7 protein-coding genes are annotated in these 13,557 nt (G+C 69.7%); 5 read left to right on the top strand and 2 right to left on the bottom strand.

Annotated features, from left to right (window positions below):
* Positions 1-9: 9 nt before the first annotated feature.
* Entirely contained in the window at positions 10-2,625 is a 2,616-nt protein-coding gene (locus tag HMPREF9062_RS10105) for an ABC transporter permease (protein WP_009750033.1), read from the bottom strand.
* Positions 2,622-3,530 carry an ABC transporter ATP-binding protein gene (locus HMPREF9062_RS10110; protein ID WP_156790021.1) on the bottom strand — a complete coding sequence of 303 codons (909 nt, stop codon included), beginning with the start codon at positions 3,528-3,530 and terminating at the stop codon, positions 2,622-2,624. Before HMPREF9062_RS10110 ends, HMPREF9062_RS10105 begins: the two co-directional genes overlap by 4 nt.
* A gap of 146 nt (positions 3,531-3,676) precedes the next feature.
* Here HMPREF9062_RS10110 and trpS point away from each other — a divergent pair, with 146 nt between their 5' ends.
* From trpS to glgB, 5 genes are all read left to right on the top strand, one after another.
* Positions 3,677-4,825, top strand: coding sequence for a tryptophan--tRNA ligase (trpS, locus tag HMPREF9062_RS10115; protein WP_009750035.1), 1,149 nt, complete (start codon positions 3,677-3,679; stop codon positions 4,823-4,825).
* Positions 4,826-5,173: 348 nt separating this feature from the next.
* Positions 5,174-7,261, top strand: a complete 2,088-nt coding sequence (locus tag HMPREF9062_RS10120) for an alpha-1,4-glucan--maltose-1-phosphate maltosyltransferase (RefSeq protein WP_034254960.1) — start codon at positions 5,174-5,176, stop codon at positions 7,259-7,261.
* A 108-nt stretch (positions 7,262-7,369) separates the two neighbouring features.
* Positions 7,370-9,217, top strand: a complete 1,848-nt coding sequence (treS, locus tag HMPREF9062_RS10125) for a maltose alpha-D-glucosyltransferase (protein ID WP_009750038.1) — start codon at positions 7,370-7,372, stop codon at positions 9,215-9,217.
* 10 nt (positions 9,218-9,227) lie between these two features.
* Positions 9,228-10,781: a 1,4-alpha-glucan-branching protein gene (locus HMPREF9062_RS10130; protein WP_009750039.1), complete on the top strand. Its 1,554-nt coding sequence runs from the start codon at positions 9,228-9,230 to the stop codon at positions 10,779-10,781.
* 96 nt (positions 10,782-10,877) lie between these two features.
* Complete coding sequence (glgB, locus tag HMPREF9062_RS10135; protein ID WP_172634843.1) at positions 10,878-13,091, top strand: 1,4-alpha-glucan branching protein GlgB; 2,214 nt, start codon at positions 10,878-10,880, stop codon at positions 13,089-13,091.
* Positions 13,092-13,557: the final 466 nt, after the last annotated feature.

Below are 13,557 nucleotides of genomic sequence, written 5' to 3' on the forward strand. Positions count from 1 at the left end.
CTGCGGCGCTCACTCGGAGGCGATCGCCTCCAGGACCGGCAGCCGGACGGCCCGAGCCGCGGGCCACAGGGCGGCCAGAACCCCGACGACGATGGCGCTGGCGAGCATGACCGCCAGCTGGGACCAGGGGATGACGAGCCTGGCGAGCCCCTGATCGGCCAGGACCGAACGCAGGGCCCCGGCGAGCAGCACGCCGACGCCGCCGCCCAGCACCGTGCCGTAGACGGCGGTGAGCACGGACTCGCATATGATCTCGCCCGACACCTGCGCCCGTCCCAGGCCGACGGCGCGCATGAGCCCGATCTCGCGGGTCCGCTCCGACACCGACAGGACGAGGGTGTTGACGATGCCGAGCACGGCGATGACCAGGGACAGGCCCAGCAGCGCGTAGAGCACGGCGAGCATGGTATCGGCTCTCTGGCCGACCTGGTCGGACAATTCTCCGGCGTCCACGACCTCGAAGACGTACGTCGGGGCGATGATCCGCTGGATCTCGGACTTGACGGCGTCGATGTCGGCTCCATCGCGCACGTGGACGAACACGCCCAGCGGAGAGGCCAGGACCTGCTCCGGGTCGCCAGTCGTTCGAGTGGACCACGAACCCACAGCGGCCGCCAGCTGCGGGGTGGTGTAGAGGGTGCCGACGATCCCCTTGGAATCGGCGATCGCCGAAACGGTGGCCGTCACCGACCCCGTCGGCCCGGTGACGGTGACCTCGTCGCCGAGCTGGAGGCCGGAGTTCGCGAAGGCCGCGACATGGGTGGCGTCGAGCGAGTCGAAGGAGCCGGCGGTCACGTTCGGATCGTAGAACTCGGGGTAGCGCTGCGGGTCAACGGCGACCACGTACCCCGTGTCCTCGCTGCCGTCCGGCTTGGTCACGGTGTCCGTGTAGGCGGTGTAGCCGGTGGTGGCCTCGACGCCGTCGAGCTCGCCGATCCTCTCGGTCATATCGGCGGGCAGGGGCACGAGCTGGGTCGAGTTCACGGGTGTGCGGACCATGAGGTCGGCGTGCATGGAATCGTTGACGATATCGGAGATCGAGGCCCGCATGGAGGAGGCGATGATCGCCCCCGCGCACACCAGGGCCATGCCGACGACCAGGGCCGCCGACGTCGCCGCCGTCCTGCGGGGCGCCGCCGCGAGGTTGCGCGCCGCCAGCCGGCCGACGGGCCGCACGAGGCGCAGCGGTATTGCCAGAACGGCGATGGTCCGCCGAGCGAGCACCGGGGAGGCGACGAGCAGGCCGAGAACGAGGGCCCCTGCGCCGATGCCCAGCACGGCGCTCCGGTGAGGCAGGTCCGCCCGAACCCAGGCGGCTATCGCGCCGGCCAGGCCCGCGGCCGCCATGAGCATCCCGAGCGTCCCGCGCAGACGCAGAGGCTTCTCCCGCGCCCCCGAGGTTCCCCGCATGGCCTCCACCGGCGGGGTGAGGGCGGCGTCGCGCGCCGGCAGGAGGGCGCCGATGATGGTCACGAGCAGACCGACGACCATGGAGACGGCGACTACGCCGGCGGTCACGGGCACCCCTCCGGGCAGGGGCATTCCGTAGGCCTCCAGGCCGATCACGAGCAGGCGGGTCAGGCCGGCCCCGCCCGCGACGCCGATGAGCGATCCGGCCAGCCCGACGACGACGGCCTGGAGGAGCACCGTGGCGAACACGGAGGTGGGTGAGGCGCCGACCGCCCGCAGCAGGGCGAACTCCTTCTGCCGCTGGCGCACGCTCATGGCGAAAGTGTTCATGATGATGAACGAACCGACGAACATCGCCAGGACCACGAAGACCAGCAGGAAGGTCTGAACGTAACCGAGGATCGACTCGATGTATTCGTTCTGCTCGTCGAGGCGCTCGGCGCGGGTCTGAAGGCGCGCCCCATCGGGCAGCAGGGTCGAGATCTGGTGGCGGACGGCGGCGGTGTCGGCCCCGTCGGCGAGGTAGACGGCGATGGAAGTCACCTTCGGTCCGGCCGAACCGACGGCGTCGGCCGCACCCGCGGCACTCGCGGAGCCCGCCGCGGTCCCCTCCATGAACCAGGTCGGGTCGATGCCCACGATCGTGGCGCCCGCCATGGACGTGCCGTAGGTGAACTCGCCGACGACCCTGACTTCGGTCGGTACGCCGTTGAGCACGAGGTGGGTCGTGTCGCCGACGCTCAGACCCGAGCGCTTGAGCGCGTCCGACTCCAGGACGATCTGGTCGCGGCCGGTCGGCGCGGTGCCCGCGACTATCGTTCTGCCGGGCTCACCGGAGTAGAAGGGCAGGACCATGGTCGGAGCGCCGGTGGAGGTCACCGGCGTGTCGTCGGACCCGACGAGAGTGGCGGGCGCCGAACTGTAAGGGTGGGCGGACTCAACGCCGTCGACCCCCGCGATCGTCTCCGCGAGGGAGGCGTCGATCCGCTCGGTCATGATGCTGCCGTCATTGTTGGACTGCCCGCGGATCGGCTGGCCCGTCACGTACAGGTCGGCCGTCATGGTCGAGGACGTCAGCGCTGAGAAGGTGTCCGACAGGACCCCGCGCAGGGCGAGGGTGCCGGACAGGAAGGTCACGCCGAGGACGACGGCGAGGACCGTCAGGAGGAACTGCCCGATATGGGTGCGCACCGAACGCAGGGCGACACGGGTCACGAGAGGGCCTCCTTCCGTGCAGCGGAGCCCCAGCCTCCGGCGGATCCCAGGTCGTGCAGGGCCGCGAGAATCCGGTCGCGGTCCGGGGCATCCATCTGGGCCACGAGGCGCCCGTCGCGCAGGAAGAGGACGGTGTCCGCCCAGGCGGCGGCATCCGCCTCGTGAGTCACCATGACGACGCTCTGGGCGAAGTCGTCGACAGCCGAGCGCAGGACGGCCAGAACCTGCTCGGTGGTCCGTGAGTCGAGGTTGCCGGTGGGCTCATCGGCGAAGACGACCGCGGGCCGCCCCACGAGGGAGCGGGCGCAGGCGGTGCGTTGGACCTGGCCGCCGGACAGCTCGGCGGGTCGGTGGGAGAGCCGGTCCGCGAGCCCGACCGCCTCGACGACCTGATCGAAGCGGCTGCGCTCGACCTTCCGGCGGGCGATGTCCATGGGCAGGGTGATGTTCTCCCCCGCGGTCAGGGAGGGCACCAGGTTGAAGGACTGGAAGATGAAGCCGATGCGCTCTCGCCGCAGCTTGGTCAGGCGTCTTTGGCTCATCGAGGTGATCTTCTGGCCATCGAGGTCGATCGACCCGGAGGTGGCGGACTCCAGGCCGGCCAGGCAGTGCATGAGCGTGGACTTGCCCGAGCCGGAGGGCCCCATGACGGCGGTGAACCGAGCACGCGCAACGGACACGTCCACCTGATCCAGGGCAGTCACCGCGTTCTCCCCGCGCCCGTAGATCTTGGTCAGGGCACGGGCGGTGACGACGGGATCCTCGACCACACGGTGCGTGAGGAGACCGGACCCCTCACGAGGGCGCGGCTGCCCGTCTCCGCTCCGGTCCTCGTCGTGCCGCGCCGGATCCGTCCCGTCAGGACGCGAGGCGCCTCGATCGTGCTCGTTGCTCTGCTGACTCATGGGGCGTAAGTATGGCAGCGGCGGTTCGTGGTGCCCATCGGGGACACCTCCTATCCGCGCATGGGGGACATCCCCCATCACCCCGCCCTGGATCCGCATGGTGGGGCCCCGTCCCCGCGGCGCTCGGCCGCCTCTAGGATGGCGCTATGACGCAGACCCCGGTCGACCCCGCCACGTCCCCCGTGTCCCCCGCCCTCTCGGCCGCCGAGGAGGCCTTGGCCACCAGCACCGACGCCGCCTCGCTGGCGCACTCGGTGACTCGGTCCGCCCAGATCGAGGCCGACCTGGACGTCAACCCGGACCGCTACCGCATGCTCACCGGCGTGCGCCCCACGGGCAATATGCACCTGGGTCACTACTTCGGCACCATGCACGCGTGGAAGCCGATCCAGGACCGCGGCGTCGACACCTGGATTCTCATCGCCGACTACCAGGTCATCACCGACCGCGACGGCGTGGGCCCCATCCGCGAGCGCGTCCTGTCGCTGGTGGCCGACACCCTGGCCGTGGGCGTGGACCCGGACCGCTCGACGATCTTCACCCACTCGGCCGTGCCCGCGGCCAACCAGCTCATGCTGCCCTTCCTGTCGCTGGTCACCGAGGCCGAACTGCACCGCAACCCCACCGTCAAGGCGGAGCTGGAAGCCACCAACGGGCGCGCCATGAGCGGGCTGCTGCTGACCTACCCGGTGCACCAGGCGGCCGACATCCTCTTCTGCCAGGCCAATCTCGTGCCGGTCGGCAAGGATCAGCTCCCGCATCTGGAGCAGGCCCGGCTGATCGCCCAACGCTTCGATAAGCGCTACGGGCGCGCCGTCAAGAAGCACCCGGTCTTCCGCCGCCCGGAGGCTCTCCTCTCCGAGGCGCCGCTGCTCCTGGGCCTGGACGGGGAGAAGATGAGCAAGTCGCGCGGCAACACCATCGCGCTGCGCATGAGCGCCGATGAGACCGCCAAGGTCCTCAGGAAGGCGAAGACGGACTCCGACCGGCGCATCACCTATGACTCGGCCGCCCGCCCGGAGGTCGCCAATCTGCTCAGGCTGGCGTCCTTGTGCGGGGCGGGCGCGCCCGAGGAGCTGGCGGAGCGGATCGGCGACGGCGGGGCGGGGACCCTCAAGAGGATCACGACCGAGGCGGTCAACGAGTTCTTCGCCCCGATCCGCGCGCGCCGGGCCGAGTTCGCGGCTGACGAAGGGTTCCTGCTCGGCGTGCTCCATGCGGGCAATGAGCGGGCGAACGCCGTGGCGAATGAGACGCTGGAGGCCGTGCGCACCGCCATGGGCATGGATTACTGAACCTGTACTGAGACCGCCGGGATCCGTCCATGAGCGACATCGTTCTGCGCGATCTGGAACCCGAGGAGCTCGATTCACCCGAATTGCGGAGTCAGCTGCGGTCGGCGACTCCCGCAGCCCGGCGTCCTATAAGCACCTCGTGCTCGCGATCCTCGTGATCTTCATCGTCGTCGGGGCGAGGCGGCCGGGACCCGCGTCCGGCGCGGCCCGACGGCAGGGCTCGGAGGAGGGGGACGCCCGCACTGGTCGGGCGGCGTCCTCGCCGGGAGTCGCCGGACAGGCGGAGGCGATGGCGGGACACGCGGTGCGGAGATGACGCGGATGGGCATGACCCCGTACGCTTGGTCTGTGACCGCGAACACCACGCGCAGTGACGCGTCCCAGCCCCCCGTCCCACCGACCTCGGCCCCCGACGTCCCGGTACCGGCGCCCTACTCCCCCATCGGCCGCATCCCGGTCATCGAGGTCTTCCCCGTCGTCGAGGACGGGCGCTGGCCGGCCAAGGCCGTACCCGGTGAGGTCATCCCGATCCGCGCCACCGTCTTCCGAGAGGGCCATGACCGCTTCGGCGCCACCGCCGTTCTCGTGCGTCCCGACGGCACCGACGGCCCCAGCGCACGGATGTACGAGATCGCCGCCGGCCTGGACCGCTACGAGGCCCGTCTGGCGCCCGACACCCCCGGTGACTGGGGGTTGCGGGTCGAGGGCTGGTCGGACCCCTACGCCACGTGGGCGCACGCGGCCGGCATCAAGGTGCCCGCCGGCATCGATGTCGCCCTCATGCTCGAGGAGGGCGCGCGCGTGCTTCAGCGCGCCGCCGAGGTCCCCGGCCGGCAGGTCGACGACGTCGACGCCCTGCAATCAGCCGCAGGGCGTCTACGCGATCAGACCCGCTCCGACGACGAGCGGCTGGCCGCGGGCATGTCCGAGGCCGTGATCGCCGCCCTGAGCCGCCTGCCCCTGCGCGACCACGTCTCGCCGAGTCCCACCTACCCCCTCCAGGTGGATCGCGAGCGGGCCCTGGCCGGATCCTGGTACGAGATCTTCCCGCGATCACTGGGTGCGACCACCGACGCCCGCGGCCATTGGCGCACCGGCACGCTGCGCAGCGCCACCACGCATCTGGATCGCATCGCGGCCATGGGATTCGACGTCCTCTACCTCACCCCGATCTCCCCCATCGGCGCCACCAACCGCAAGGGCCGCAACAACACCCTCAACGCGCGCGAGGACGACCCGGGCTCGCCCTACGGCATCGGCTCACCCGCCGGCGGTCACGATGCGATCCACCCGGACCTGGGCACCTTCGTCGACTTCGACGCCCTGGTCGCGCGCGCACGCGACCTCGGTATGGAGGTGGCCCTGGACCTGGCCCTCCAGTGCTCCCCGGACCACCCGTGGGTGAGTGAGCACCCGGAGTGGTTCACGATTCTGGCCGACGGCTCGATCGCCTACGCGGAGAATCCGCCCAAGAAGTATCAGGATATCTACCCCCTGAATTTCGACAACGACCCCGAGGGCATTTACGCCGCGATTCTTCAGGTCGTGCGCACCTGGATCGATCACGGTGTGACGATCTTCCGAGTGGACAATCCACACACCAAGCCGCTGACCTTCTGGCAGCGTCTGCTGCGCGAGGTCCGCTCGACCAACCCCGAGGTGCTGTTCCTGGCCGAGGCCTTCACCCGCCCGGCGATGATGCGCACCTTGGGGGAGATCGGCTTCCACCAGTCCTACACCTACTTCGCCTGGCGCAACACCAAGGAGGAGCTGACCGACTACATGGTCGAGCTCTCCCAGGACACGGCCCATATCCTGCGCCCCGCGTTCTGGCCGACCACCCACGACATCCTCACTCCCTTCATGACCAACGGCAAGGTCCCGGCCTTCAAGCTGCGTGCCGTCCTGGCCGCGACCATGTCGCCGACATGGGGCATCTACTCGGGCTACGAGCTGGCCGAGTCGGTTCCGCGCCCCGGATTCGAGGAGCAGCTCAACAACGAGAAGTACGAGTTCAAGCGGCGAGATTTCGCCGCTGCGCGTATCAATGGCATCGAGGAACTGCTCACGCGTCTGAATGCCGCTCGCGTCGCCCACCCGGCTCTGCGCCAGCTGCGCGACGTGTGGTTCCACGGCACGAGCGACGACGCCCTGATCGCCTACTCCAAACGGATCGACGCCGCCCACTGCCCCACGGGGGAGGACGACGTCGTGCTCACCGTCGTCAACTTGGATCCGCACGGGGCTCGCGAGGGCGAGGTCTACCTCAACCTCGAGCAGTTGGGCCTGCCCGCGGGCACCGACGGCTCGCGCCCGGTGCTGCGGGTGACCGACGAGCTGACCGGCGACGAGTTCGAGTGGAGCGGTACCAATTACGTGCGTCTGGATCCCTTCGGCGGCCAGGTGGCGCACGTCCTGCGCGTCGAACCTTTGTGAGGCCCGGCGCGCGGTCGGGGCGGGGTGGTCCCCATCGTCCCGACCGCGTGCCACGGTCCCTCCTCCTCCGCCGCACATCCCCTCGCCGCTCGTCCTCGAAAGGTCATCGTGTCCGTTCCCTTCCCGTCGGCACCCGCCCTCCCGGCGTCCGTCGCCGTCCCCGCCCTCGACGCGTATCCGGCGCTCCTGCCGGCCACGCCGAGCGGGTCCGCAATCGCGGGGCGGTCCTTCGAGTCCAGGATGTTCATCCCGGGCGTCCCCAACCTGCCGATCCAGCCGCGGCCGGGCCTGTCGTCGGATCCGCAGTGGTTCCGCACAGCCGTGTTCTACGAGGCGCTGCTGCGCTCCTTCGCGGACTCCGACGGCGACGGGGTCGGTGACTTCCGGGGGCTGGCCTCCCGTCTGGACTACCTGGCGTGGCTGGGCGTGAATGCGCTGTGGATTCCGCCCTTCTATCCCTCCCCCATGCGCGACGGCGGCTACGACATCTCCGACTACACGGGCATCGACCCGCGCTACGGCACCATGGAGGACTTCCGCGACCTGGTCCACCAGGCCCATGAGCGCGGCATCCGCGTCGTCATCGACATGGTCCTCAACCACACCTCCGACGTCCACCCCTGGTTCCAGGCCTCGCGCTCGGACCCCGACGGACCCTTCGGTGATTTCTACGTGTGGGCCGACGACGATTCCGGCTACGCCGGCACCCGGATCATCTTCGTGGATTCTGAGGAGTCGAACTGGTCCTACGATGTCGAGCGCGGTCAGTTCTTCTGGCACCGGTTCTTCTCCCACCAGCCCGATCTCAACTACAACAATCCGGCCGTGGTCGAGGCCATCCACGACGTCATCCGCTTCTGGGCGCGTACCGGCGTCGACGGGTTCCGCCTGGACGCCATCCCCTACCTGGCCGAGGAGGAGGGCACCAACTGCGAGAACCTGCCGGGCACGCACGACGTCATCGCGGGTATCCGCAGGATGCTCGACCAGGAGTTCCCGGGCACGATCACGATCGCCGAGGCCAACCAGTGGCCGGCCGACGTCGTGGAGTATTTCGGTACCCCCGAGACCCCCGAGTGCACGATGTGCTTCCACTTCCCGGTCATGCCGCGCATCTACTACGCCCTGCGTCAGGGGTCGGCGACCGCCATCCGCTGGGTGCTCGAGCGCACTCCGGCGATCCCGGCGCACGGCCAGTGGGGCACGTTCCTGCGCAACCACGACGAACTGACCCTGGAGATGGTCACCGACGACGAGCGCACCATGATGTATCGGTGGTACGCCCCCGAGGATCGCATGCGCGCCAACATCGGCATCCGGCGGCGTCTGGCGCCCCTGCTGGACGCCTCGCGCACCGAGACCGAGCTCGCCATGGCGCTACTGCTCTCCCTGCCGGGCTCGCCCTGCCTGTACTACGGCGACGAGATCGGGATGGGTGAGAACATCTGGCTGGAGGACCGCGACGCCGTGCGCACCCCCATGCAGTGGGACGAGTCGCCGAACATGGGATTCTCCACCGCGCCCGATCCGGGTGCGCTGACCCTGCCCATCATTCAGGTGCCCGGCTACCGGCACATGACGGTCTCCACCGAGCTGCGGCGCCCCGATTCCCTGCTGCACTGGACCCGCCGCATGCTCCATGTGCGCCGGGCCCACCCCGTGCTGGGCCGCGGCCAGTTCCTCTTGCGGGACACATCGGACGATGCCGTGCTGGCCCACACGCGTCATGAGGCCCTGGGTCCCGGCGGGGAGCCGGGGGAAACGCTGTTGTGCGTGGCCAACCTGGCCGATTCGCCCCGCTGCGTGAGCGTCGAGCTACCGGACCTGGCAGGCCGGAGAACCACCGACGTCCTGGGCGGGGCTGTCTTCCCCGACATCGGGTGCGACGGGCGCCTGACGCTTACGCTGGGCGCCCGAGGCTACTACTGGTTGTCCGTCGGACCGACACTGGAATAGGAGGCTTGAAATGACAATGCGCCCATGCCCCGCGGATGCGGTGGGAGGCCGGCAGCCGGCCTGGCCCGACGACGGGGCGCTCCTGGCGGCCCTGGCCCCGTGGATGGCTGAGCGACGTTGGTACCCGCTCAAGGGGGACGCCGCTCCGGCCCCCGGATCGCTGAGTCTCGTCGGCTCGTGGGATCTGGCGCCGGGCGTGCGCGACCTGCTCGTCGCCGTCCCCCGCCCGGAGGGCTCGCGCGTGCTGGTCCACGTCCCGCTCGTGCTCGAGCCCCCCGGCGCCCTGGAGGCCCACCGGGTCCGCGGCGAGACCCCGGGAGGCGAAGGGCTCCTCGCCACGGGCTCCGACGGCGTCGCAGTCGCCCTGGTCGACGGGCCGCACCACCCCGCTTTCTGGCGGGCCTGGGCCCGAGCGGCCGCGGCCGCGGGCACCACCCTGGACGGCCCCGGCGCCCGGGCGATCGTCCAGCGCGCCGAGCGACTGCGAGTGACCACGGGCGAGCAGTCCAACACCAGCGTGGTCCTGCCCGCCCCGACGCCCGGGCAGCGGGCGGGCGGCGAGGAGGATGCGGCGGCCGGCGATCTGATCGTCAAACTCTTCCGAGTGCTGGCGCCCGGCCGCAACCCCGACGTCGAGGTCTCGGTGGCGCTGGCCGGCGACGGCTGGGACCGGGTGCGCACGCCGGTGGCCTGGTCGACGTTGACCTGGGCCGACCCGCTCACCGGCGTCGAGACCGTGGCCGATGCGGCGGTGGCCTGCTCCTTCATCCCGCGCGCCGACGACGGCTTCGAGCTGTTCTGCTCCCTGGCCGCCGACGACGACGGACCGCGCGGCCCGATCCGCACCCGCACGCTGGCCCTGGCCGCGGACCTGGGGGTCACGACCGCCCAGATGCATCACCATCTGGCCCGCGCGCTGGGCGTCAGCGAGCCGCCGGCGGCGGCCGAGCTGGCGCAGGCCCTGCGTGATCGCGCCGCCTGGGCCCTCCGGGAGGTCCCGACCGTGGCTGACCGCCTGCCCGGTCTGGACGGCACGATCGAACGGGTCCTCTCCCGACTGGCCGCTCTGGAGCGGCTCGCCCCGGCCACACGCATCCACGGCGACTACCACCTCGGGCAGACCCTCCACGAAATCGTCGAACCGGAGGCGGGTGAGGGCCGTTGGTTCATCCTCGATTTCGAGGGCGAGCCGCTGCGGCCCCTGGCCGAGCGCAGGAAGCCGGATCAGCCGCTGCGGGACGTCGCCGGGATGCTACGGTCCTTCGATTACGCCGCGGCCGTCGGCGGGGCCGATGACCCCGGCTGGCTCGACGCCGTGCGCGACGCCTATCGCACCGCCTACACCGCCTATGAGAACTGCGAGAGGACCGGCGGGGGGACCCGCCGGGAGGCGTCCCCCGGGCGGGAGGAGGCCGACGCGCGGGCCCGCGGCGTCCTGCTGACCGCGCTCGAGCTGGACAAAGCCCTCTACGAGGCCGTCTACGAAGCGCGCAATCGCCCCGATTGGATTGAGATCCCCCTGCGAGGGCTGCGTCGTATCCTCACCGCGGAGGCCTCCGCCTGAACGAGGAGGCCCGGACTCATCATCTCGTTCCGATACATCCGATATCCTGGTATAAAGTCCCCCCATCACCCGCCTCCCGCATGGAAGAGTGTGACCATGACCGACGTTGCCACACCTGAGCCCGCCCGCACGCCCGTCCATGTGGACCCATGGATTCTCGCCGACGTCGCCTACGCGCGATACCACAACCCACACGAGGTCCTCGGTGCGCACGTCGGGGAGGACGGTGTCACGATCCGCACGGTGCGGCACCTGGCCGACGCCGTGGCCGTCGTCACCGCCGAGGGCGTCTTCCCCGCCGAGCACGAGCAGGATGGTGTATGGGTGGCGGTCGTTCCCGGCCAGACCGTGCCCGACTATCGCATCGAGGTGACTTACGGGGAGGAGACCACGACGGTTGACGACCCGTACCGTTTCCTGCCGACCCTGGGCGAGATGGACACCTACCTCATCTCCGAGGGCCGCCACGAGGGTCTGTGGGAGGTTCTCGGCGCTCACCTCAAGCACTATTCCGGCCCCATGGGCGAGGTGGAGGGCGTCGCCTTCGCCGTCTGGGCCCCCAACGCCCGTGCGGTGCGCGTCGTCGGCGACTTCAACTACTGGGACGGTACCGCGTCGGCTATGCGCTCCCTGGGCGCCTCGGGCGTGTGGGAGCTGTTCGTGCCGGGCGTGGGCGTGGGCGCCCGCTACAAGTTCGAGCTGTGCTTCTCCGACGGATCCTGGCACCAGAAGGCCGACCCGCTGGCCCGCGCCACCGAGGTGCCCCCGGCCACGGCGAGCGTGGTGACCGACCGCTTCCACGAGTGGGGCGACGCCGACTGGATGGCCAAGCGCGCCATCACCGACCCGCATTCGGGCCCCATGAGCATCTACGAGGTGCACGTCGGGTCATGGCGGCAGGGCCTGGGCTACCGCGGTCTGGCCGACGAGCTCGTCCCCTACGTCAAAGAGGCCGGCTTCACTCACGTGGAGTTCCTGCCGGTGGCCGAGCACCCCTTCGGCGGGTCCTGGGGATATCAGATCACCGGCTACTACGCGCCCACGGCGCGCTTCGGCACCCCCGACGATTTCAGGTACTTGGTGGATCAGCTCCACCAGGCGGGCATCGGTGTCATCCTGGACTGGGTGCCGGCTCACTTCCCCAAGGACGACTGGGCCCTGGCCCGGTTCGACGGCACCGCCCTGTACGAGGATCCGGACCCCCAGCGCGGCGAACACCCGGATTGGGGCACCTACGTCTTCAACTTCGGCCGCAACGAGGTGCGCAATTTCCTGGTGGCCAACGCCCTGTACTGGATGGGGGAGTTCCATGCCGACGGCCTGCGCGTGGACGCCGTCGCCTCCATGCTCTACCTGGACTACTCGCGCGAGGAGGGTCAGTGGCATCCCAACCAGTTCGGAGGCCGGGAGAATCTCGAGGCGATCAGCTTCCTCCAGGAGGCCACGGCGACGGCCTACCGGAAGAATCCGGGCACGGTCATGATCGCCGAAGAGTCCACCGCCTGGCCGGGCGTGACGGCTCCCACCGAGTACGGCGGCCTCGGTTTCGGATTGAAGTGGAACATGGGGTGGATGAATGACACCCTGCGCTACCTGGCGGAAGAGCCCATCAACCGCCGCTATCACCACGGGGAGTTGACCTTCTCCCTGGTGTACGCCTTCTCCGAACAGTTCGTCCTGCCGATGAGCCACGACGAGGTCGTCCACGGCAAGGGGTCCCTGCTGTCGAAGATGCCCGGCGACCCCTGGCAGGAGCTGGCGGGGCTGCGCGCCCTGTACGCCTACCAGTGGTCTCACCCGGGCAAGCAGCTGCTGTTCATGGGTCAGGAGTTCGGCCAGGGCGCCGAGTGGAATGCGGAGAACTCGCTGGACTGGTGGATCCTGGATGACCCGGGCCATCAGGAGTTGCTCAAGCTGGTCAGTGACCTCAACCGCTTCTACACCGAGTCCCCGGCACTGTGGGCGGACGATTTCTCCCATCGGGGCTTCGAATGGATCGAGGCGGGCGACGGCGATCACAACGTCCTGTCCTACTTGCGCAAGGGCACCGGCCCCGACGGACGCGCCGACTTGATGGTCGCGGTCATTAACTTCGCCGGCACTCCGCATGAGGGATACCGGGTCGGCCTGCCGTTCGCCGGCGGTTGGGACGAGGTCATCAACACCGACGCCCCCGAGTACGGCGGCTCCGGCGTGGTCAATCTGGGGCACGTCGAAGCCGAGGAGCTGCCGTGGAACGGCCGCCCGGCTTCGGTGCGGCTGCGCGTGCCCCCGCTCGGCGCCGTCTTCCTGCGCCCCTCTCAGGACTGAGGCGGGCCGGAGGCCACTCGGGCCGCGAAGCGACGGGCTCAGTCGATGCGTCCTGCCGGGGTTTCTCGATGCGGATGAACTCGGCCTTGTGCAGGGAGCCCGCCGCCTCGGCCTGCGCGCCCGCGTAGGAGTCACCCCTGGATCCCCATCGGGGTGACCGCCAGGAAGTCGAAGAAGTCGAACCTCTCATCGATTTTCAGGAAGTCCCGGATCATCGCCAGGACCCGACCGGCCTCCACTGCAATTCTCACGGTTTCTAGTGAAGGAATCAGGTTCGTACAGGCGCTCACCGGCTGTATTTGAGATGAGCTGCATTCAATGTAGCCGTGCTCGTTGCAGAGATACTGTCATCCGTACTGGCCGGAATCAAGTCCTCAAAGTCGCCCTGATCGTCGGCGTCCTGGTACAAGGCGCGCATTATCCCGAATCGGGTCGTTCCAGGCTTCGGTGCAGGCCAGTCTGCGGG

It is taken from the genome of Actinomyces sp. oral taxon 448 str. F0400 (assembly GCF_000220835.1).
In the GTDB taxonomy this organism is placed as follows: domain Bacteria; phylum Actinomycetota; class Actinomycetes; order Actinomycetales; family Actinomycetaceae; genus Actinomyces.

What these genes read in the sequence shown, in the direction of transcription:
- HMPREF9062_RS10110 (WP_156790021.1), bottom strand. Translation starts at nt 3,530, where the DNA reads ATGAGTCAGCAGAGCAACGAGCACGATCGAGGCGCCTCGCGTCCTGAC.
- trpS (WP_009750035.1), top strand. Translation starts at nt 3,677, where the DNA reads ATGACGCAGACCCCGGTCGACCCCGCCACGTCCCCCGTGTCCCCCGCC.
- HMPREF9062_RS10130 (WP_009750039.1), top strand. Translation starts at nt 9,228, where the DNA reads ATGACAATGCGCCCATGCCCCGCGGATGCGGTGGGAGGCCGGCAGCCG.
- glgB (WP_172634843.1), top strand. Translation starts at nt 10,878, where the DNA reads ATGACCGACGTTGCCACACCTGAGCCCGCCCGCACGCCCGTCCATGTG.